The sequence below is a fragment of the Microbulbifer maximicatervae (SeqCode) genome, assembly GCF_052468155.1.
Genome location: NZ_CP174335.1, coordinates 1,292,552 through 1,313,556 on the forward strand (window position 1 = coordinate 1,292,552; position 21,005 = coordinate 1,313,556).

The window sequence follows — 21,005 nt, forward strand, 5'->3', positions numbered from 1 at the left end:
CCCGGAGGAATTTAAGAATGGCACATGGTCCTCAGCCCGGTATAAAGCGTTGGCTCTATACGACGAACCACAAAGATATAGGCTCTATGTATTTGTGGTTTAGTTTTGCGATGTTCCTGCTCGGCGGATGTATGGCATTGGTTATACGCGCTGAATTATTCGAGCCCGGTTTGCAAATTGTACAGCCGGAATTTTTCAATCAAATGACCACTATGCATGGTCTGATCATGGTATTTGGTGCAGTTATGCCGGCTTTTGTGGGGTTGGCTAACTGGATGATACCAATGATGATTGGTGCGCCAGATATGGCACTGCCAAGAATGAATAACTGGAGTTTTTGGATTTTGCCCTTTGCTTTCGCAATGTTGGCATCGACCTTATTTATGGAAGGGGGAGCGCCTAATTTCGGTTGGACATTTTATGCGCCACTTTCAACGGAATATGCGCCACCCAGCGTAACCTTCTTCATTTTTGCCATTCATATTATGGGTGCCTCGTCCATCATGGGTGCGATCAACATTATCGCTACCATTTTGAATATGCGTGCTCCTGGTATGACCTTGATGAAAATGCCGTTGTTTGTATGGACCTGGCTGATCACTGCTTACCTTTTGATTGCTGTAATGCCAGTGTTAGCCGGAGTAGTGACCATGATGTTGATGGACATTCATTTTGGCACAAGTTTCTTCAGTGCAGCCGGTGGCGGTGATCCTGTTTTATTCCAGCATGTGTTCTGGTTCTTCGGACACCCGGAAGTTTACATCATGATTTTGCCGGCCTTTGGCATTATCTCTGCAATTATCCCCACCTTCGCTCGTAAGCCTCTTTTCGGATACAGCTCCATGGTATATGCCACCGCAGCAATTGCATTCCTGAGCTTTATCGTATGGGCGCACCATATGTTTACTGTAGGAATGCCGATTGCTGGTGAGCTGTTCTTTATGTATGCCACAATGCTGATCGCTGTACCTACAGGAGTGAAAATCTTTAACTGGGTTTCCACTATGTTCCGGGGATCCATGACGTTTGAAACCCCGATGCTTTTTGCAATTGCATTCATCATTCTTTTCGCCATCGGTGGATTCTCTGGTCTGATGCTAGCGATTGCGCCTGCAGACTTCCAATATCACGATACATACTTTGTGGTTGCCCATTTCCACTATGTGCTGGTTCCTGGTGCAATCTTCTCAATTACTGCTGGTGTTTACTATTGGTTGCCCAAATGGACTGGCCATATGTATAGCGAAGTCATGGGCAAGGTACATTTCTGGCTGGCATTTATTGGTCTCAATGTAACTTTCTTCCCAATGCACTTTGTTGGTCTGGCCGGCATGCCACGTCGGATACCTGATTACGCACTGCAATTTGCGGATTTCAATCAAATATCCAGTATCGGTGCCTTCCTGTTTGGCGCTGCACAAATAGTATTTTTGTTTAATGTGGTACGAACTGTAATGGGCGGGAAAAAAGCATCCGATCAGGTTTGGGATGATCCTGAGGGACTGGAATGGACGGTTGCTTCCCCTGCCCCATATCACACGTTTAGTACGCCACCGGTTGTACGCTAACCTATGAAAGTTGGAGAAAATGCAAAGGTAACTATCAAGCTGCTGGCCGTGGCGACCAGCATGCTGGTATTTGCAATTTTCATTATGCCGCCTATTTACGATGTCTTCTGTGAAATCACAGGACTCAATGGTAAAACCGGTGGTCGTTATGAAGCTGTGCCAGCTGCGGTTGATAAAAATAGACTGGTCACAGTGCAATTTGTGGCAAACAATAATGAAAATATGCCATGGGAATTTCGCCCGAGTGTGATGTCTTTGAAAGTACACCCTGGAGAAATTAAAGATACTGTTTTTATTGCAGAAAATAAGACATCTAGGGATATGGTTGGTCAGGCAATTCCCAGTATGGTTCCTTTCAAAGCTGCTGAGTACTTTCATAAAACAGAGTGTTTTTGCTTCAACCAGCAAGAATTAAAAGCGGGAGAGACTGCAGAATTACCACTACGTTTTATTGTGGATCCAGATCTTCCCGCAAGTGTTAATACTGTAACGCTTTCCTATACGTTGTTTGATGTAACGGAAAGGTTTGCCAATAAAACCGATAAGAATGATATCGACCCCGAGCGAGAGGGATAAAAATTATGGCTAGTGAAAGCAGTTATTACGTGCCCGAACAATCCAGGCTGCCAATTTTTGCGACGATAGGTTTATTCCTAATAGCGTTCGGCGCAGCAAATTGGATTAATGGAGGAAGCTCTTATATTTTCTTCACCGGTGCGTTAGCGATGGCCGCAGTTTTGTGGTTTTGGTTTGCTGCCGTAATCAAGGAAAATATGGCAGGGCTCAACAGTGAACAGTTAAAGAGATCATATGTTTGGGGGATGGGCTGGTTTATATTTTCTGAGGTGATGTTTTTTGCTGCATTCTTTGGAGCACTTTATTACATACGCAATTTTACAGTTCCCTGGCTAGGTGGTGAAGGTGATCGTGGAATTTCCAATATGCTTTGGGAGGGATTCGAAAGTAGCTGGCCCCTATATGTGACTCCTGACGCCGCAGCAAACGGAGAAACGGCAAAATTTATGGGGCCTAAAGATGTGATAGATCCATGGCACTTACCACTATGGAACACCATCATACTTCTCACTTCCAGTGTAACTGTACACTTCGCACATGTTTTCCTGAAAAAGAATCAAAGAAAAAATTTCAATATACTACTGGCAATCACTGTGGCATTGGGTGGGGCGTTTATTTTTCTACAAGGTAAAGAATACTACGAAGCTTATCAACACCTGGGGTTAACACTTGAGTCAGGAATCTATGGTACAACATTCTTTATGCTGACCGGATTTCATGGTGCCCATGTCACACTCGGTACAATTATGTTGTTGATCATGTTGTTAAGGTCTGTGATAGCCAATCATTTTAGACCTGATGATCACTTTGGCTTTGAAGCAGCAAGTTGGTATTGGCATTTTGTCGATGTAGTTTGGGTCGGGCTGTTTATATTTGTATATGTTCTAGGTGCTTAATGTGGGCAAGGCTTTCTATCGTATTAATAGAAAGCCTTTGTTTTCTTAATATTTATCAGCCCAAGGTGCCGTTTTTGCCAAAATGCCACTTTCAAAGCCGTACCAAATGGCAAGAAGTAAGAGTGACGCTAGGAGTATTCTAATACCTAATGCGTAGAGTGTGCGCTTGGATTGAGGTGTTCCCATATCTCTAAGTAGAAAAAAAAGTGCACTTGAAAGACTGGCAAGTACGGAAAGGAATAGGACAACAATAACAATCTTTAGCCACATTTTATTATTTTCCATTATTTATGTAGTTGCGCATGATAGTAGATATTCCATCAGCTTCTGCGAAAGATATCAGTTTACCACTGATTCGCAATTGGCCCATCACGATATTTTCTCTGGGTGCATTCATCCTTTTTATCTTTTTAGGATTGTGGCAGCTTGATAGAGCAAAGCAGAAAGTCGAACTTATACAAAAGGTAGAGAGTAGGCTCTCTCTGCAACCGCAGGAAATCTCAAATCTAAGTTCTTATCAGGAGTATGCGTCTGTAACTTTAGTGGGAGTTTTCCAGAAGGAAATATATTTTCTGGATAACAGAACAAGAAACGGTCGTGTTGGCTATGAAGTACTACAAGTATTCTCAACAGAAAGTACTGATTGGCTTATCAATAGAGGTTGGATTCCCTCTACTGGCGACCGAGATAGCTTACCTGAAATAACAGCTTCACTTGATGTGAAATCACTTCAGGGCTACTTATACCCTATCGATACTGAAACCTCCTCGAGTGTTAGTCTAGACCCGGTTTTTAATAATAGAATTCAACAAATAAATTCAAATTTTATTGAGACTATAGGCTTAGTTAACAATGGATGGTCGATCCGTTTGTTTGCGGATTCAGGTGCAGCTTTAATTACTGATTGGAATTTTTTCAATAGTGGCCCTGAAAAACATCAAGCGTATGCTTTCCAGTGGTTCACGATGGCAATAGCTGTCTGGCTTTTATGGGTTTATTCAGCCACAAATATTATTTTTAGATTACGTCGTAGATTGAGTAGAAGTTTGAAAAAGGAGTTTTAAAATGAAATCAAAAAGTCAGCCAGTTTCACCTGAAAGAAATCTGAGCAAAAGGAAGCCAGCGAATAAAATCATTCAAGGACTCTCAGTGCTAGCATCCGTCGTACTCCCAATTACAGCTGCCTATGTCGTTTACTATACGGGCTTAGGCATGCCTAAAGAGACGATTAATCAAGGTGAATTATTGCAGCCCCCATTTGATATCACTGAAATAAAAATCACCTTTCAAGGACAACAGCAATCCCTGGTACAAGAGGGAGAATCAAAATGGCGCTATCTAATATTAAGTGACAGTGATTGTGGTAAAGATTGTGAAGATCTCTTGTATATAAGTAGGCAGGTTCATATTCGGCTGGGGGAAAAAGCTCATAGGGTTGAGAGGCTACTGGTGGTTGGTGATAGTTTGGATGAAAAACGACAAGAACAAATACAAATTGAGCATCCGAAACTAAAAATAGTGAATTTGGATGATGAAAACTTTAAGCAGCTGGTACAGAAAACTGATCATGACGGTGTGACTTCAACCAAGGCGTTGCTGGTTGATCAGGAGGGTTATGCAATGATGGCCTATGATCGGCAGCATAGCGGAAACCAATTACTTAAAGATATTAAAAGATTATTGAAGTACTCCTACGAGCAATAAGATTATTATTCGGAGATTTTCAGTAGTGTCTAAACAAGAAACCCCTAAGAATTGGCGACATATCATTACCTGGGCGGCCTGTATACTAGCTGTCGTAGTTGTTGTTCTAGGTGCATTTACTAGACTGGTGGATGCCGGTTTGGGCTGTCCAGACTGGCCTGGTTGTTATGGTCATCTCACCTGGCCGAACGATATAAAAGAAATTAAAACGGCCAATATGATTTTTCCGGACTCTCCGGTAGATGTTAGTAAAACTTGGCCGGAAATGGTCCATCGATACTTTGCGGGAACTTTACTTTTATTCGTTGTATTACTCACTTATCTTGCTTGGAGAGATCGACAAGCTCCAACCTTTAAGCAAACACATATTCTTTTAATTATTATTATACTGCAAGCTGCTTTTGGGATGTGGACGGTAACCTTGAAGCTTTGGCCGCAGGTAGTTACTGCTCATCTATTAGGTGGAATGGCAACATTATCTATGTTGTGGATTCTCTGTGAAAGGTTGGCTGATAAACCTAGACAATTACATGGGAGGTATTTACCAGGAATAAGGCGATTACGGCTACTTGCTCTGACTGCAGTTGCAATAGTAATTCTACAGATTGGACTCGGCGGTTGGACCAGCTCTAATTACGCAGCTTTAGCCTGTCCAGATTTTCCAACTTGTCATAACCAATGGTGGCCACAGGCAAACTTTGTGGAAGGCTTTAATATTTTTCAACAAATTGGCCCAAATTATTTAGGTGGTGCATTAGAGAATGATGCACGTACAGCCATACATCTTGCCCATCGTATTGGAGCACTGATTACAACAGCAATTGTACTTATTCTTTCAGTTTTAGCTTGGAGATATGGATTGAGAGGTTGGTCATTATGGCTTACCGGAGTACTACTTCTTCAAGTCAGCTTGGGAATAGCAAATGTTGTTATGTCTCTACCATTAGGGATTGCTGTGGCACACAATGCTGGTGCAGCTCTTCTACTTCTTAGTTTGCTAACGTTTTGTTATCGAATATACACAATGAATGCCGTCATTATAAGTAAACAAGAGGTAGTCGATGTGGAAGTAATAGAGCGGGGAGAAGGTTTAACTACCGTATCCAATCTTAATTAGATACTAAGCGTATATAAATATAAAAATAGGTGCGAATATGGCCATAAACTCCACGGGAATACATCAAATTCAATGGCGGGACTACTATGAGCTTACTAAGCCTCGAGTAGTTATGCTTATGCTGTTAACTTCTGTTATTGGAATGTTTTTAGCTGTTCCAGGAATGGTGCCGCTAGATATTTTAGTATTTGGTAATTTGGGAATTGCATTTTGTGCGGGTAGTGCTGCGGCAGTAAATCATTTAGTTGATCGTCATATTGATACAAAAATGGCTCGTACCAGTAATCGCCCGATTGCGAAAGGACGGGTTGAGCCAGTTAAAGCGGTTGCCTTTGCTCTTATCTTGGGTGTGACAGGAATGTTTATCCTGTTGGTTTTTGTAAATGCCCTTACCGCTTGGCTAACCTTAATATCTCTTCTCGGATATGCGGTGATTTACACCATGTTCCTGAAACGCGCCACACCACAAAACATTGTTATTGGCGGGCTTGCAGGAGCCGCTCCGCCCCTACTGGGATGGACTGCGGTTACTGGGGAAGTGCATGGGCATGCATTGTTGTTAGTATTGATTATTTTTGCTTGGACTCCTCCACACTTTTGGGCCCTTGCCGTACATAGAAAAGAAGAGTATGCAAAAGCTGATGTTCCTATGTTGCCGGTTACACATGGAATACCCTATACAAACCTAAATATAGTTTTGTATACCTTTATTTTACTGGCTGTTAGCCTATTGCCCTTTGCCACCGCGATGTTTGGGTGGTTATATTTGCTGGGAGCTGTCGTACTTGGATTTGGTTTTGTTTATTGGAGCCTTGTAATGCTCATTGGAAAAAACCCCAATGCTGGTATGGAGACTTTCAAATATTCAATAATTTATTTAATGGCACTATTTTTTATCATGCTATTAGATCATTATTTAATTGAAGTGTGAGGGAAAAGTGGAAAATCAATATTCTGCCATCGATAAACAGAAACGTGGAATTAGAATTACCGTTATTGTTCTTCTAGTATTGATTCTTGCTGTGCTTGCTGGGTTTATACATAAGCTCGGACAGCCTCGTATTATTACTGATGAGGAACTTAGAATTAATGGCACTGTAAAACTGCAGAGACCAAGAATCATAGAAGATATACAATTATTGTCTGATGACAGTAGAGATTTCTATACTAAAGACTTTCAAGGTAAGTGGACTCTGGTATTTTTTGGGTTTACCCACTGTCCAGATATCTGTCCAACAACTCTATCTACACTTAATAATTTTTATAAAACTTTAGACGAAAGTACCAGAGCATCTACAGACATAGTACTCGTCTCGGTTGACCCAAGTAGGGACAAGCCGGAGCAGTTGGGGCAATATGTCCGTTATTTTAATTCTGAATTTCGTGGTATTACCGGTGATTTTTTTAAGCTGAAGAAATTTGCCACTCAGCTAAATGTACCTTTTAATAAAGTTTCTCTTGCTGAGGGCGGTTATACTATCGATCATGGATCTCAAGTTGTATTAATTAATCCTAGAGGACATTATCACGCCTTTTTTAAGGCACCTCTAGATCCTGCGAAAATGAAGTTGACCTATCGTTCAATACGAGCAACCTTTAAAGGATAGTGAAGGAATCGCATGAGCTATTGTTATCAAATAAGATATTAATTCTGGGCCAATCGATGCAAAATGAAGTTGCTGCTTTAAGGAGAAGAGGAGATCAGACACCATCTGGTATGGTGAGTCCTTGGGCTGCACCTATCTTGCTATCACTTTGTATAATTCCTTTTGGCTGGAGTGGGCTTATAGCCCCTTTAATCTGGATTTTCCTGCAAGCAATAGAGTCTACTAGCAGTTGGCCGAGAGCGCTGTCTTTTCTTTCTGTAGCAGTTTTAATGCTGGTATCGGGGTTAAATTTGCTTCCCGGTAGTGAACATATCCAGGTATTGCCAGCCTATACAGATGCAAGTGGTAATCTTATCTATGCCAGCATAAACAGCGGTAAAGCAGTTATTGCTATTGCCTTATTGGCTTTTATGTTGCGCATGAAGCAGACCTTCCGTTTTACGGACTTACCCTATCTTTTATTGGCTATATTTACTCCCGTTGTATTGGGTCTACTCCTATATACGCCTTCGATAAAATTTACTGGCACTATCGCCGTTGCGGTAATGATAAACTTGGTAATTGTTTGCATTTCTGAAGAGGGGTTCTTCCGGTGGATATTACAGCGGGGTACCGAAGAACTATTAGGGCGCTGGCGCTGGTTATCCGTACCAGTTGTAGCTACGGTGTTTGTGCTTCTACATGGAGGGTGGTCAACAGATATCTCCGCAGTTCTATTATTGATAGTCGCCTCAATCAGTTATGCATTAATTTGGACATTGCGGCAGAATTTTTGGATATGCGTAATGACGCATTGGGGGGTAAATCTTATGCATATGCTCTTGTTGCCTTACCCGTTACCCGGCTAGGCCATATATCATCTGCTTTGGATCATTGTTTTATTGTTACCCCTAAGATTCAGCCAATCTGCAGTTATAAGAAAGACAACGATTTAATCTTTGTAGATTAACAAATCAAAGTAATGTATTTAAGAAATGTGGTTCTAGATGAACACCATCTACGGTAAATTTTATAGATATATTCATATAAATAGGGAGATTGTCATTTGAAAAATTATTTTTTAGTTGGGACATTATGTGCACTAACTTGCAACCCTGTATTTGCAGTTGAAGGTAAAGATCTAGCTCAAGAGCTGGTTCAAGAGTATTTGATTGTTGATGGACATGTAGATGTTCCCTATCGTCTCGAACAAGCTGAAGAAGATGTTGGACTTAGCACGGATAAGGGAGACTTTGATTACCCACGAGCTAAAGCAGGTGGACTAAATGCCCCCTTTATGTCTATTTATGTCCCAGCAGAAAAGGAGGATGAGGGTATTGCCAAATCGTATGCAGATACTTTGATTGATAAAGTGGAAGCAATGGTCAAACAGCACCCGGATAAGTTTGCAATACCTAAGTCAATAAATGATCTACAAAAGCAAGTCGATGCCGGCTTAATTTCCTTACCTTTGGGTATAGAGAACGGGGCTCCTATTGAGGGGGATCTTGCCAATTTAAAGTATTTCTCTGATAGAGGGGTGAGGTACATTACCTTAGCCCACTCAAAGAGCAATCATATCTCTGATTCCTCGTATGATAAAAACAGGCCCTGGGAAGGCTTGAGTGCATTCGGAAAGCGCTTGGTACGAGAGATGAATCGGATGGGAGTAATGATCGATATTTCCCACGTATCAGATGCAGCTTTTTGGCAAGTTGTTGATTTATCCGCTGTTCCTGTTATCGCTTCACACTCTTCGGCAAGGCATTTTACGCCGGGATTTGAACGAAATATGAATGATGAAATGATAAAGGCGTTGGCTGACAACGGCGGTATCATCATGGTGAATTTTGGCTCTACTTTTATTAGTGGTGATTCACTGAATTCATATCGTGAAATAACTGATCAGGTTGAGAAATTTGTTAAAGAAAAGGGTTTACCCAAAGATAGTAAGGAAGTTGAGGAGTACTCCGATAAGCTTTCAGCTGAGAAGTTCATTTATGCAGATTTGGAAGATGTTCTTGATCATTTCGACCATATTCGTGATTTAGTGGGAGTGGATCATATAGGCATTGGATCGGATTTTGACGGTGTCGGAGATAGCTTGCCCGTCGGCTTAAAAGACGTCTCTCAATATCCTAATTTGGTTGAAGGCCTGCTAAAGCGTGGGTATAGCAAGCAGGACATTAAAAAAATTCTAGGCGGAAATTTAGTTAGAGTTTGGCAAGCTAATGAAGACTACGCCAAGCGCAATAAAGGATGAGACTCACACTCCTCTAACCAGCTGAGGCTGCACTATTCTGTCAATAATGTTCAAACGGGCAAAGCCCGTTTGTTTTGTATTATTAATGCAGAAAATACTTTTGGCCGGTTATTTTCGATCTAAGAAAGTACGATTGATAGTGGGTTGGACTGGATTGTCGATTGCCGGTATTTTCTTTTTATGGGGAATTTTAGGATTTCTTTCATTTATTCCCTCAATGCTGGACGTTTTTGGCGTATTGTGGATGCGGATTCCAGCTGGTATTACAGTTTTTGGTTTGCTGATGGCGGCAATTGGATTCTGGGAATTTGATGAAGATTAGAGGATATGGTGCGTGCTCAAAGTATCAGATTTCTTTATCTTACTGGCAGTTTTAATCTCTTTGATATTATCCGCGAGTTTGTGGTTTAGCGGTTATAAGGAGCAAGGAATTTTTACCGCACTTTGGGTTCCCACTATTCTGACACTGGGCATCTATTTCAAAGTGACGGCTTTGCTAGCTCGCAGGAGATAGTTGTGCCTGAAATTTATCTGTTATTGATTGGAGTGGCGGTTTCGCTTTTTGAGTTAATAGGAATTCTACTGGGCATTCGTGAGTTTCGAAAGGCAGGGCAAGAATTGACTAAACAGCGTATTTCTTTGGAGTCGGCAGCAATAAGAGTGCGGAAGAATGGCGTAGAAAAATGATTGTCGTCCTTAACTACTCTTAGTTAGGAAATACAAAGGGGAAGCCTGATGCTTCCCCTTTGTAATTTTTATGGTTTACAAAAAACTTAGAAGCTATAAGTCATCTTGCCGTAGATAAAGCGACCACGGGGATCGTGTTGTGACTGTACATAACCATAGAGGTCTCCGTCGCCATCCCCGATAGCGAAGGGCGGTTCTTCATCGAAGACATTATCCGCACCCAGGCTCAACACCATATTCTCGAAGCCGGTATAACGGGCCTGCATATTCATGGTCAGGAAAGAGTCTACGGTGCGGGAGTTATTGCTGTCATAGTCGAGTGTCCCGTCGAAATCGATATCCGGAGTATCCTCGAACTCACCAATGTAGCTGAGCCCGGCACTAAATCCGAAGGTGTCAAAGGTCCAGTCAGCGGTAGCGTTCCAACGGTGTTGTGGATACTCGTATTCACCGGCCAGGTCGCGAGTGATAAATGCGTCGCCGCTGGAGTTCAGTTCAACACGCTCAAATTCTGCCAGGTAAGAGTAATCCAGGCGCAGGCCAAGCTCTCCGCCCACTAGCTCAAATCCGCTGTAGACAATACTTAGGTCGACGCCCGATACGTCCTGTTCACCAATATTGGTGAAGCTGCTGTCGATAGATTGCAGGGCGCCAAGGGTTTCACCATCAATCGGGGTATCGCGGCGGCACACGGTGCTGTCTTGATCCCAGCAATAGAGACTGTAGATATAGCCGAAGGGGACCTCGTCAATCTTACCTTCCTGGGTGATATTCCAATAATCCAGAGACAGTCGCAGGTCTTCTATGGGCTCGTAAACAGCGCCGATGTTGAAGGATTCTGACTCCTCTGCATCCAGATCCGGGTTGCCGGAGAAGACAATGGTGTAGTCGGTCTTTGCACAGTAGGCATCGTTAACTTCACAGCCATAGGTATCAGCGAAGAACAGGGACTCCTGCGATGGGCCTAAGCCGACCTGTGCCAGTGAAGGCGCGCGGAAGCCGGTACCCCAAGAGGTTCGGAAGGATAGCTGGTCGGTTACTGTCCACAGCAGATTTGCCATTGGATTGGTGGTGCTGCCAAAGTCGCTGTAATCATCGTAACGGGCGGCCACAGTTAGATCGAACCTGGCAGGGAGGGGGATAGCAACTTCCACATAAGCTGAGGAGATATCCCGGCTGGCACTGGCGGATACGGATTCGGTACCGAAGATCAAACCGCGCTGGAACTGGTCATCAGGGATGTCGGAGGCTTTCTCCTCCCGATATTCCAGGCCTGCAGCCATGGCAATGGTGCCACTGGCGGTATCGACTAAATCTCCATTAACTGAGAAGTTATAGCTGGTCAGGTCAGACTTGCCTTGGCGGACCAGGCTGGTGGTGATGGCATCAATCACCGAGTCCGGATTTTGAACCCCGCCAAAGGGGTTGTAGTTACCGGCATTAATCTGCTCTTGTAGCAGGTCCGTACGCACCCAACCCTGGGAGCGATCACCGGTCTGGGTGGTTTCACTGCGGGAGCGCTGCACCGAGGCCTCCCAGTCCCAGTCGGCGACAGAGCCGCGCAGGCCGAAGACACCGCGCAAGTTATCGGTTTCGATATCCCACTGGCGGGCGCCTGCATCCACGGTACGATAGCGGTAAATATCCACATCTTCGCCGAATGGGTTATTGGGATGATCTGCCAGTACATAGAGACCCGCGTCGCCATCGAGGGGGGTAGGTGCACCCTGGGCTACGGAGGTATTGTGCTGAACAGCGACCTCGCTAAAGAACTCAACGTTTTCGGCCAACTGGGTATGGCCAAGCATTAATAGGCCAGTGCGCTCGGCTTCGGGTGTGATCAAAGTCCAGGGGCCGTAATCATAGACACAAACTTCACCGGTATCGCGCTCTTCGGGACAGTTGGGGTCGGAAACAAAGGTACCGCCCACATTAAAGCTACCGGGATAGCCCCTGGAGGAGCGGAAGTCCATACCGCCACGGCTGGATTGGTTAGCGGTATCCAAACCACTGCGTTCGGTGCTGGATAGGCGGCTGTTTTTATGGTGGTCAAAAATAACAGTCAGGTTTGAGTCATCCCCATTGATGCCCCAGACGGCGGACATGGATTGCTCGTCATAGCCATCGGCACCACCGTAATCTACGGATACCTCAGTACCTTCAAAGTCTCTACGTAACACCAGATTGACCACACCGGCAACGGCATCGGAACCGTAAATTGCGGAGGCGCCATCCTTTAGGACTTCGACCCGCTCAATCGCCGCAAGGGGCACACTGTTGATATCCACAAAGTTGGTAGTAATGCTCTCGGCAAATGCGCTGATAGCCACCCGGCGACCATTTACTAGTACTAGAGTGGCGTCAGCACCCATACCGCGCAGGCTCACAGCGGCAGCTCCGTTTGCGGTAGAGTCCTGGTTGTTACCCCGGGTTGAGAAGGTGCCATTACCTGCAGCGGGGTTTTTCTCAAAAAGCTGCTGCAAGTTCGTGTAGCCGGACTTTTCGATGGCATCGCGATCCATTACCTGGATCGGGGTAGCTGTTTCAAATTCAGCGTTGCGACTAATACGGGAGCCCACAACGGCTACTTCTTCCATCGCCTGATCCTCGGCGGCAAAGAGTGTTTGTGGGCTAGTGGCAGCGGTTGCCGCCACTATGGCTGTAGTTAATACCTTGCGACGAAGAGAGAACTTTTCCATATCGTTGTGCGTCCATTTTTTTGTCATTATTGGTGACCGGCCTAATACGGCTGGTCGTCGGGCAACACTAGCAACGACGGAAAATTGACACAATTAGCTAGCGGCTAACCATCAGCTTATTGCGATAAACGGTGACGGGCATCTCACCAATAGGTAGATTTAAGCGACAATGTGCGACAAATAACGAAATAAAATAAGAAATTAGGATGAGATTAACCTGCGGCTACCTTCAGCTGGCACGCAGTTGTGAAGTGAGAAAGAACAGTGCTGCGGCCAGAACAATGGACGGGCCCGCCGGTGTATTCCACAGGATAGAGGCAAGAAGGCCGAGTACTACCGCTAAGCATCCCAGCAATGAGGCCAGCACCGCCATACGCTCCGGAGTGTGCGACAGTTTTCGCGCGGTAGCTGCGGGAATAATCAGCAGGGCGGTAATTAACAGAACCCCGACAACTTTCATTGCGATCGCGATCAGTATTGCCAGCATCAATATCAGAGCGATCCGCAATCGCTCAATGGGGACACCTTCCACTGAAGCTAATTCCTCGTGCAGGGTGAAAGCCAGTAACTGTTCCCACAGGAAATAAAGCAGTCCCAGGATTGTGGCGGCGGCAATGGCCATTAGTACCAGATCCTGGCCACTGACCGCGAGTAAATCTCCCAGCAACAGAGATAAGAGATCCACCTTAATCTTGAAGAAGCTGACGGTGACAATCCCCAGTGCCAGCATGGAGTGGGACAATATGCCCAGCAGCGTATCTACAGCGAGCTTTTGGCGCTGCTGTAAATACATCAGCAGCAGTGCCAGTACACAGCAAGTAATACCGACGGCCACCGTTGGCATAATCTGAAGTACAAAACCCAGCGTCACTCCGAGAAGGGCTGAGTGAGCCAGGGTGTCGCCGAAATAGGCCATGCGTCTCCACACGGCGAAGCAGCCCAAAGGGCCGCTGACAACAGCGACCATAAGGCCGGCGGCGAGGGCGTACCAGAGAAATTGGCTGTGCAGTAATTCGCCGAAATCGACCACTTATTTTTGCTCTTTGTTTTTTGTATTTGTATGAGAGTGTTGATGATTGCAGCTGCTTGCGGGCGCAATATCTCCACTTAATTTATGTTGGTGGTTATGTTGGTGGGTATAGGGGGCGACCTTGTCCCCAAATAATTCCAGATAGGCAGGGTGGCGGCTTACTTGCTCCGGGTGTCCGTGACAGCAGATATGCTGGTTCAAACAAAGGACCCGGTCGGTTGCAGCCATAACTAAATGAAGGTCGTGGGAAACCAGTAACACACCGCAGCCGAGCTCGTCGCGCAGAGTGGCAATTAACTGGTACAACTCACTTTGACCACCGATATCGACTCCCTGCGTGGGTTCATCAAGGACAAGCAGCTGAGGTTTGCGCGATGCGGCACGAGCGAGTAAGACCCGCTGCATTTCTCCACCGGATAGATTTGCCAGAGAGGCGCCACTAAGCTGCCCTGCGCCCACCCTGTCCAATGCCGACTGCGCTTGCTCGGGCTTCATGGCCGGATGGCCAAGTTGCAAGAAGCGTTCAACTGACATGGGCATTGAGCTATCGATATGAAGCCGCTGGGGCATATAGCCAATACGCAACCCAGTTTGTCGCCACACGCGGCCCTGGGTCGGCTGGCTGAGCCCAAGCAGAAGGCGCAGGAGAGTGGTTTTACCGGCTCCATTTGGGCCAATTAAGGTGACAATCTCCCCCTGGGACAATTCGACTGTAATATCTTTAAGTAACTGCCTGCCGCCCACCTGAAGGGCGATATTGTCAGCTGTGATAAGCGGCTGGGGTGGATTCAGAATTCAATCTCCGCAGGGAAGTCTTTAAGATGTTTGCTTCCATACCTTCTTTACCGGATATGGACAACCAGGCTGGCAGCTTGGCGCTGGTTGTGATTATATCGCAATTTTTCGCCGCCTAATGTCTCTGATGTATCCCTTCAAACGTCTTTTTACAATCTCCACGGTGCTTCTATTCGGGCTCTTTCTCCCGGCTTGTAGCAAACCGGAATCCGACAGTGGTGGAGAGCTGGTCGTCAGCGTGCGCCCTTTAGCCCTGATCGCCCGGGAAATAACCGGTGAGGATATTCCTGTTCGGGTGCTAGTTGAGGGAGCAGATCCTCACCATTATGCCCCTACGGTTTCCGATCGAGCTGCACTTGAGCGCGCCTTACTATTGGTGTGGTTGGGACCGCAAATGGAGGGGGTGTTGGCAAAACAGGCAGCACTGTTACCAGCGGGCCGGCAAATGCAGCTGCTGGATATAGAGACCCTTGAATATGAGGGAGCCAGTGCTACCGACCCCCACCTCTGGTTGCGTCCCCGCAATGCGGCAATAGCTGCGGCGCAGATCGCTGAGCGCCTGGCGCAATTACAGCCGCAGCAGGCGGAATTGTTTATGGGGCGTGCACGGCAGTTTTCCAGTTCGATGGCCAACTTGCAGAAAGTACTCGATCGGGCCTTGTACGGGTATCGTGAAGTTCCCATCGTTGTTACGCACGATGCCTATGGTCACTTTTTTGGTTCCGCAGGAGTGAAAACCCATGCCCTGGGCGATGGCAGTGGCGGGGGCTATGGTGCCAAGGCAATGCTGGATTTGTCACAGATTGGCGACGGCTGTCTATTTGGAGATATGCCGGCTAATGAACGAGATCAACAGTTGGCAGAAAATTTGGGGCTGCGTTACGCCGCTTTGGATCTGCTGGGAGATCAGTTGAGTGAAAATGCTGATTACAGGGAATTGATAGAGTCCCTCTTGTCTCAAGCCCGCACTTGCTTGAGTCAGGTTCCCGACCGCAACAAGGATAAATCAGAGGCTCCTTGAGGGCACCAAGTATCCCGCCTACCCAGGGAGGGGGCGGGACCTGGTAGGGTGGCTTCTAGGAACGATTGGTTATTTGCTGTAGTTTCTCTACCCGGGCAGCATCTCTTTCCGCTTGTTTTTGCAGTTTCTCCAGCTGCTGTTTTTGTCTCTCCAGCAAATCATTCTCTCTTTCACGGATAGCTTGCCTGAGTATTAATTCATGGCCTTCTACCTCAGACTGCTGTGAGTGTGTTTCATCAGTCGCCTCGGCTTCAGCGGTATGCTCTCCACTGCAATCCGAGCCGGCACTTGCCGAAATGGCAAAGATACTTGCGGCAAACAACAGGGTGGCGCGCATCACTCCTCTCATCTTTCGAATCCTTCCTTCAACATCGGGTGGCACAGTTTTTTGGAAATAAAAGATCCCTGACTGCCTGGGGGCAGCCTGTGACAATTTGATTTCCGGGGAGTAGCGAACGCATAAGGTCGCTACCGGCAAGACTAGCCAAGCCTGGGGATTTGGTGAGATTGATGCGCCGATAGTTTTAATCGGCGGGGTAAGTCGAGTGGGCTTTTGTGCAGAGGTTGCCTACGGTGTCTGGCGGGAAAGAATCAGTAAGCGGAAAAACAGAGCGAAGGGCGTTATCCTATCGGCCTGCCGCGCGTCCTGAACGCCAAACTAAGCAAGCAAGAATTCATCGTCTATGAGTAAACAAAACACCTCAGCCGCCCCGTTGATTTTGGTGGATGGTTCCTCCTACCTTTATCGCGCTTTTCATGCGCTGCCGCCATTGACCACCAGCCAGGGTAAGCCTACTGGTGCGGTGCGCGGTGTGATTAGTATGCTGCGCCGCCACCTCAAGGAGCATCCAGGCAGTCCTGTAGTGGTTGTTTTTGATGCCAAGGGCAAGACTTTTCGCGATGAGATGTTTGCTGAATACAAATCCCATCGCCCTCCTATGCCGGATGACCTGCGTGAGCAGATTCAGCCCATTCACGACATCATCGACGCTATGGGATTGCCGCGCTTGGTGGTCGACGGTGTTGAAGCTGATGATGTGATCGGCACCCTGGCGCTGGAGGCCCAGAGCCAGGGGCAGCAAGTCATAATCTCCACCGGCGATAAAGACATGGCGCAGCTGGTGCGTCCGGGCGTTACCTTGGTTAACACCATGTCCAATACCGAAATGGACAGCGAGGGCGTGACTAAGAAATTTGGCGTAGGTCCAGAACTGATTATCGATTTTCTCGCCCTGATGGGAGATAAATCAGACAATATCCCCGGAGTTCCTGGTGTGGGCGAGAAAACCGCTCTGGCACTGTTACAGAATCTGGGAGGCTTGGAGACCATTTATTCCGACCTGGATGCCATTGCACCGCTGGGGTTCCGTGGCTCAAAAACCCTCGGCAAAAAGATGGCGGAGCACCGCGAGGCGGCAGAACTCTCCTATAAGCTCGCCACTATCAAAACCGACGTGGAGATGCCTTATCACCCCCAGGAACTGCACAATTCAGAGCCCAATACAGAGGCTCTCGTTGAGCTATTCACGCAGAATGAATTTCGTGGCTGGTTAGAAGAGCTAACCAGTGAAGAGGCTGAAGAAGCCATGGCGGAAGCCGTTGAGCGCGATTACGTCATCGTCACAGAAATGGCGGAGTTCGATGCCTGGCTGGAACAACTGAAGAGTTCAGACATCTTTGCCTTCGACACGGAAACCACCAGCCTCAGCTATATGCAGGCAAAATTAGTGGGGGTGTCCTTCGCGGTGGAGCCCTATCGTGCAGCCTATGTTCCCCTGGCCCACGACTATATGGGTGCACCAGAGCAACTGCCGTTTGACGAAGTACTGGCCAAACTCAAACCCCTGCTGGAAGATCCACAGCAGAAGAAGGTGGGGCAGAACCTGAAGTACGACAGTCATATCCTGGCCAACTACGATATTGAATTGCGCGGCATCGCACGGGATACCATGTTGGAGTCCTATGTTCTGGACAGCACTGGCAGCCGTCACGATATGGGCAGTCTCGCACTCAAGTACTTGGGGGAGAACACGGTTCACTTCGAGGATATTGCCGGTAAAGGCGCCAAACAGCTGACGTTTAACCAGATCGAGCTGGACAAAGCGGGCCCCTATGCGGCTGAAGATGCAGATATCACCCTGCGTCTCCACAATGAGTTGAGTGCGCGTCTTGAGCGAGAGCCAACTCTGGTAAAGGTACTCGATGAAATTGAGATGCCTCTGCTACCAGTTCTGGCCCGTATGGAGCGTAATGGTGCTTATATCGATGCCAAGATGTTGGCGGAGCAGAGTGCTGAACTTGAGCAGCGAATGCGAGAGCTGGAACAGCAGGCTTACGAAGTAGCCGGCGAAGAGTTCAATCTGGGCTCCACCAAGCAGCTGGGGGCGATCCTGTTTGAAAAGCTGCAGATTCCAGTGATCAAGAAGACCCCCAAAGGTGCGCCCTCTACCGCTGAGGCGGTATTGCAGGAATTGGCCCACAACCACGAGCTGCCCGCACTGATAATGCAGTATCGCGGCCTGGCCAAACTGAAGAATACGTACACCGATAAACTGCCAAAAATGATCGACCCGGGTAGCGGTCGTGTACATACCTCTTATCACCAGGCAGTAGCTGCTACCGGGCGCCTATCCTCCAGTGACCCTAACTTGCAGAATATTCCTATTCGTACAGAGGAGGGGCGCCGTATTCGTCGGGCCTTCACCGTTGACCCAAGAATCAATGGTGGCAGTGAGATCATCGCTGCGGACTACTCCCAAATTGAGCTGCGTATTATGGCTCACCTGTCTGGGGACAAAGGTTTGGTGGATGCATTTGCTCAAGGCGCAGATATTCACCGCGCGACGGCGGCAGAAGTCTTTGAAGTGGCTCAGGATGAGGTGACTGATGAGCAGCGCCGGCGGGCCAAAGCGATCAACTTTGGTTTGATTTACGGCATGTCGGCTTTTGGCCTGGCCAAGCAATTGGATATCCCCCGGGCTGACGCCCAAACTTATATCGACCGTTACTTTGAGCGCTACCCGGGTGTATTGCGCTATATGGAAGATACCCGTGCACAGGCCGCAGAAAAGGGCTATGTGGAAACCCTGTTTGGACGCCGTCTCTATCTGCCGGAAATTAACTCACGCAATGGCATGCAGCGCCAAGCAGCAGAGCGGACCGCAATTAATGCGCCAATGCAGGGTACTGCCGCCGATATTATCAAGCGGGCCATGATCGCTGTGGATAACTGGCTCAGGGAGAAGAAGCTGGCGACCCGGATGATTATGCAAGTACACGATGAATTGGTTCTTGAAGTACCCAAGGATGAGGTCGAAATTGTGGCCGATGGCATTGTTGAATTGATGCAAGGCGCGGCAGAACTCCACGTTCCCCTGATTGTGGATCTGGGGCAGGGCCGAGATTGGGATCAGGCGCACTAATTTGACTGAAGAAACCATCTAAGAATTGAGGGTAGGCGCGCTGTCCGGAATGATTTGGCGCGTCCTTGTTGGTACGGATGAATAAAATGCCAATTTTTGTGTTTTGTTAGGCGTTTTTACAATCTTTTTGAAATTCCGTGGAACTGTTCCGGCGACAGCCCCTCTAAAAAGGCAAGATCGTTGGAATGCGTCATCATCCCCCAAGGAAGTCAGATGTTTGCCCCGGTACTCCCCCAAGTCCGGGGCATTTTTTTGCCTGTCTTTCAGCCCTGACCCTCCCTATCTACGCAAGCCGCAACAACTGCAACACCCGCAGTACTCCAGATCCTAAATTTCACTGTCCATACTTCTATTAAAACGTGGGCAAGGCGCTTAGCGAGTGTGAGGCGTCAGGCAGGGTACTGAGCTTATGAGCCGCATTAAGTTATTCAGTCTCGATGTGGGAGCAGACTTCGCCGGACGTGTCGCCGCGAGTCTCGGTGAACCGGTATCTCGCCATGAAGAGCGTCAATTCGATGATGGTGAACACAAAGTTCGGCCACTGGATGACGTGGAGGGGGCGGATGTTTTTCTGGTCCAATCCCTGTACACCGATACCAGCAGCTGTGTTGACCAGAAACTTATGCGCTGCTTGTTTTTCATTGGGGCGCTTCGTGATGCCGGTGCCGCGAGAGTGACTGCGGTCATCCCCTACCTTTGCTATGCACGAAAAGAGCGGCGAACCAAATTGCGCGACCCCCTGCCGAGTCGCTATCTGGCCAGTTTTCTGGAAGCCGCCGGAGTGGATGTAGTCGTGACTATGGATGTTCACTCCCTGGCGGCCTTTGAGAACGCATTCCGCTGCCGCACCGTTCACCTGGTTTCCAATCCCCTGTTGATTGAAGTAGCGCGAATGCGCCTATCCGGAGACCCGGGTCCCCTGGTTGTTTTGTCTCCAGATGAAGGAGGGATAAAGCGTGCGGAAAAATTCCGTTTGGCCCTTGGGGATCAATTGGGGGTGCCGGTGGCTAGCGCATTTGTGGAGAAGTATCGCAGCGGTGCTCTGTTGAGTGGGGGAACTTTGATTGGGGAAGTTAAGGATGCCACGGTCATTATCGTCGATGACTTACTTGCTACTGGCCACACAGTTACACGGGCAGTGGACGCGGTGATAAAAGCGGGAGCGAGGCGGATTTTAGTGTTTTGTGTCCACGGACAATTTAGTCGCGATGCCCATACAGCAATGGCGCGCTTGCCGGTGGAATCAATTGTGGTGACTAATTCTCTTCCTCAGTCGCAGCTGCGAGGAAACTGTGAGTGGATAGATTGTGCGCCGTTGATTGCAGATTGTATTCGCCGCCTGCACAGCAATGGGCCAGTGGCGGAGTTAACAATTTGATAAAAATCGACCGCCTTTACATAGGGGACGTATGAGACGCCAAAACACGTATTTTGTTTACACTTATTTACCAAAGGGGCGGGAACCATCGGGCTTGAGAGCCTATCCAAGTAATCAGTTCATTGTTGCTCCCTAACCCCAAAGCGTTTAGCTTTTTCTACCCCGGATGGTCCCCAACTCCGGGGTTTTTTTATGTCTTTCGTGAATTTCTGTAATTTCATCCATCGGGGCACCTGTCCTTTCCTTTTTGAATTAAGCGCTTA

General features: G+C 47.4%; 20 protein-coding genes. 15 read left to right on the plus strand and 5 right to left on the minus strand.

The window, feature by feature from the left end; translation table 11 throughout:
• The first annotated feature begins 17 nt into the window (after positions 1-17).
• From ctaD to ACJJIY_RS05525, 3 genes are read left to right on the plus strand one after another with little or no spacing between them, the layout of a single operon-like run.
• The gene (ctaD, locus tag ACJJIY_RS05515) at positions 18-1,568 is read left to right on the plus strand and encodes a cytochrome c oxidase subunit I (RefSeq protein ID WP_282930524.1); all 1,551 of its coding nucleotides are present in this window, start codon (positions 18-20) and stop codon (positions 1,566-1,568) included.
• A 3-nt stretch (positions 1,569-1,571) separates the two neighbouring features.
• Positions 1,572-2,144 carry a cytochrome c oxidase assembly protein gene (locus tag ACJJIY_RS05520; RefSeq protein WP_444895571.1) on the plus strand — a complete coding sequence of 191 codons (573 nt, stop codon included), beginning with the start codon at positions 1,572-1,574 and terminating at the stop codon, positions 2,142-2,144.
• A gap of 5 nt (positions 2,145-2,149) precedes the next feature.
• Positions 2,150-3,040: a cytochrome c oxidase subunit 3 gene (locus ACJJIY_RS05525; RefSeq protein ID WP_282930522.1), complete on the plus strand. Its 891-nt coding sequence runs from the start codon at positions 2,150-2,152 to the stop codon at positions 3,038-3,040.
• A 45-nt stretch (positions 3,041-3,085) separates the two neighbouring features.
• On the opposite strand, the gene ACJJIY_RS05530 is transcribed toward ACJJIY_RS05525, so the two are convergent.
• Positions 3,086-3,325, minus strand: a complete 240-nt coding sequence (locus ACJJIY_RS05530) for a DUF2909 domain-containing protein (protein WP_444911855.1) — start codon at positions 3,323-3,325, stop codon at positions 3,086-3,088.
• A 17-nt stretch (positions 3,326-3,342) separates the two neighbouring features.
• Here ACJJIY_RS05530 and ACJJIY_RS05535 point away from each other — a divergent pair, with 17 nt between their 5' ends.
• The 9 genes from ACJJIY_RS05535 to ACJJIY_RS05575 all read left to right on the plus strand — a co-directional run bounded on the left by ACJJIY_RS05535 (position 3,343) and on the right by ACJJIY_RS05575 (position 10,397).
• Positions 3,343-4,104, plus strand: coding sequence for an SURF1 family protein (locus tag ACJJIY_RS05535; protein WP_444895570.1), 762 nt, complete (start codon positions 3,343-3,345; stop codon positions 4,102-4,104).
• A 1-nt stretch (position 4,105) separates the two neighbouring features.
• Positions 4,106-4,744, plus strand: coding sequence for a redox-active disulfide-containing membrane protein (locus tag ACJJIY_RS05540; RefSeq protein WP_444895569.1), 639 nt, complete (start codon positions 4,106-4,108; stop codon positions 4,742-4,744).
• A gap of 25 nt (positions 4,745-4,769) precedes the next feature.
• Positions 4,770-5,861: a COX15/CtaA family protein gene (locus tag ACJJIY_RS05545; protein WP_444895568.1), complete on the plus strand. Its 1,092-nt coding sequence runs from the start codon at positions 4,770-4,772 to the stop codon at positions 5,859-5,861.
• 37 nt (positions 5,862-5,898) lie between these two features.
• Positions 5,899-6,792 carry a heme o synthase gene (cyoE, locus tag ACJJIY_RS05550; RefSeq protein WP_445359234.1) on the plus strand — a complete coding sequence of 298 codons (894 nt, stop codon included), beginning with the start codon at positions 5,899-5,901 and terminating at the stop codon, positions 6,790-6,792.
• Positions 6,793-6,799: 7 nt separating this feature from the next.
• The gene (locus ACJJIY_RS05555) at positions 6,800-7,468 is read left to right on the plus strand and encodes an SCO family protein (RefSeq protein WP_445359235.1); all 669 of its coding nucleotides are present in this window, start codon (positions 6,800-6,802) and stop codon (positions 7,466-7,468) included.
• A gap of 269 nt (positions 7,469-7,737) precedes the next feature.
• Complete coding sequence (locus ACJJIY_RS05560; protein WP_445359236.1) at positions 7,738-8,316, plus strand: CPBP family intramembrane glutamic endopeptidase; 579 nt, start codon at positions 7,738-7,740, stop codon at positions 8,314-8,316.
• 197 nt (positions 8,317-8,513) lie between these two features.
• Positions 8,514-9,710 (plus strand): dipeptidase, encoded by a 1,197-nt coding sequence (locus ACJJIY_RS05565; RefSeq protein ID WP_445359237.1) that lies wholly within the window; start codon positions 8,514-8,516, stop codon positions 9,708-9,710.
• An 85-nt stretch (positions 9,711-9,795) separates the two neighbouring features.
• Complete coding sequence (locus ACJJIY_RS05570; RefSeq protein ID WP_444906761.1) at positions 9,796-10,032, plus strand: hypothetical protein; 237 nt, start codon at positions 9,796-9,798, stop codon at positions 10,030-10,032.
• A 194-nt stretch (positions 10,033-10,226) separates the two neighbouring features.
• The gene (locus ACJJIY_RS05575) at positions 10,227-10,397 is read left to right on the plus strand and encodes a hypothetical protein (RefSeq protein ID WP_444906760.1); all 171 of its coding nucleotides are present in this window, start codon (positions 10,227-10,229) and stop codon (positions 10,395-10,397) included.
• Positions 10,398-10,483: 86 nt separating this feature from the next.
• On the opposite strand, the gene ACJJIY_RS05580 is transcribed toward ACJJIY_RS05575, so the two are convergent.
• The 3 genes from ACJJIY_RS05580 to znuC all read right to left on the minus strand — a co-directional run bounded on the left by ACJJIY_RS05580 (position 10,484) and on the right by znuC (position 14,918).
• A complete protein-coding gene (locus ACJJIY_RS05580) occupies positions 10,484-13,123 on the minus strand; it encodes a TonB-dependent receptor (RefSeq protein WP_445359238.1) in 2,640 nt (879 codons plus the stop codon).
• A 202-nt stretch (positions 13,124-13,325) separates the two neighbouring features.
• The gene (locus ACJJIY_RS05585; protein ID WP_445359239.1) at positions 13,326-14,126 is read right to left on the minus strand and encodes an iron chelate uptake ABC transporter family permease subunit; all 801 of its coding nucleotides are present in this window, start codon (positions 14,124-14,126) and stop codon (positions 13,326-13,328) included.
• Positions 14,127-14,918, minus strand: a complete 792-nt coding sequence (gene znuC / locus ACJJIY_RS05590) for a zinc ABC transporter ATP-binding protein ZnuC (protein WP_445359651.1) — start codon at positions 14,916-14,918, stop codon at positions 14,127-14,129.
• Positions 14,919-15,039: 121 nt separating this feature from the next.
• Between znuC and ACJJIY_RS05595 the strand changes: the two genes are divergently transcribed.
• The gene (locus tag ACJJIY_RS05595) at positions 15,040-15,942 is read left to right on the plus strand and encodes a metal ABC transporter substrate-binding protein (RefSeq protein ID WP_444934565.1); all 903 of its coding nucleotides are present in this window, start codon (positions 15,040-15,042) and stop codon (positions 15,940-15,942) included.
• Positions 15,943-15,997: 55 nt separating this feature from the next.
• Here the strand turns inward: ACJJIY_RS05595 and ACJJIY_RS05600 are convergent, their stop codons facing one another.
• On the minus strand, positions 15,998-16,291 hold the full coding sequence (locus ACJJIY_RS05600; RefSeq protein WP_444918683.1) for a hypothetical protein: 294 nt from the start codon (positions 16,289-16,291) through the stop codon (positions 15,998-16,000).
• A 334-nt stretch (positions 16,292-16,625) separates the two neighbouring features.
• Between ACJJIY_RS05600 and polA the strand changes: the two genes are divergently transcribed.
• Positions 16,626-19,364 carry a DNA polymerase I gene (gene polA, locus ACJJIY_RS05605; RefSeq protein WP_445359240.1) on the plus strand — a complete coding sequence of 913 codons (2,739 nt, stop codon included), beginning with the start codon at positions 16,626-16,628 and terminating at the stop codon, positions 19,362-19,364.
• 409 nt (positions 19,365-19,773) lie between these two features.
• Positions 19,774-20,742 carry a ribose-phosphate diphosphokinase gene (locus ACJJIY_RS05610; RefSeq protein ID WP_413663927.1) on the plus strand — a complete coding sequence of 323 codons (969 nt, stop codon included), beginning with the start codon at positions 19,774-19,776 and terminating at the stop codon, positions 20,740-20,742.
• Positions 20,743-21,005: the final 263 nt, after the last annotated feature.

What these genes read in the sequence shown, in the direction of transcription:
- polA (WP_445359240.1), top strand. Translation starts at nt 16,626, where the DNA reads ATGAGTAAACAAAACACCTCAGCCGCCCCGTTGATTTTGGTGGATGGT.
- ACJJIY_RS05600 (WP_444918683.1), bottom strand. Translation starts at nt 16,291, where the DNA reads ATGAGAGGAGTGATGCGCGCCACCCTGTTGTTTGCCGCAAGTATCTTT.
- ACJJIY_RS05520 (WP_444895571.1), top strand. Translation starts at nt 1,572, where the DNA reads ATGAAAGTTGGAGAAAATGCAAAGGTAACTATCAAGCTGCTGGCCGTG.
- ACJJIY_RS05595 (WP_444934565.1), top strand. Translation starts at nt 15,040, where the DNA reads ATGTCTCTGATGTATCCCTTCAAACGTCTTTTTACAATCTCCACGGTG.
- ACJJIY_RS05570 (WP_444906761.1), top strand. Translation starts at nt 9,796, where the DNA reads ATGCAGAAAATACTTTTGGCCGGTTATTTTCGATCTAAGAAAGTACGA.
- ACJJIY_RS05580 (WP_445359238.1), bottom strand. Translation starts at nt 13,123, where the DNA reads ATGACAAAAAAATGGACGCACAACGATATGGAAAAGTTCTCTCTTCGT.
- ACJJIY_RS05540 (WP_444895569.1), top strand. Translation starts at nt 4,106, where the DNA reads ATGAAATCAAAAAGTCAGCCAGTTTCACCTGAAAGAAATCTGAGCAAA.
- ACJJIY_RS05560 (WP_445359236.1), top strand. Translation starts at nt 7,738, where the DNA reads ATGCTGGTATCGGGGTTAAATTTGCTTCCCGGTAGTGAACATATCCAG.
- ctaD (WP_282930524.1), top strand. Translation starts at nt 18, where the DNA reads ATGGCACATGGTCCTCAGCCCGGTATAAAGCGTTGGCTCTATACGACG.
- ACJJIY_RS05610 (WP_413663927.1), top strand. Translation starts at nt 19,774, where the DNA reads ATGAGCCGCATTAAGTTATTCAGTCTCGATGTGGGAGCAGACTTCGCC.
- ACJJIY_RS05530 (WP_444911855.1), bottom strand. Translation starts at nt 3,325, where the DNA reads ATGGAAAATAATAAAATGTGGCTAAAGATTGTTATTGTTGTCCTATTC.
- ACJJIY_RS05525 (WP_282930522.1), top strand. Translation starts at nt 2,150, where the DNA reads ATGGCTAGTGAAAGCAGTTATTACGTGCCCGAACAATCCAGGCTGCCA.
- cyoE (WP_445359234.1), top strand. Translation starts at nt 5,899, where the DNA reads ATGGCCATAAACTCCACGGGAATACATCAAATTCAATGGCGGGACTAC.
- ACJJIY_RS05535 (WP_444895570.1), top strand. Translation starts at nt 3,343, where the DNA reads ATGATAGTAGATATTCCATCAGCTTCTGCGAAAGATATCAGTTTACCA.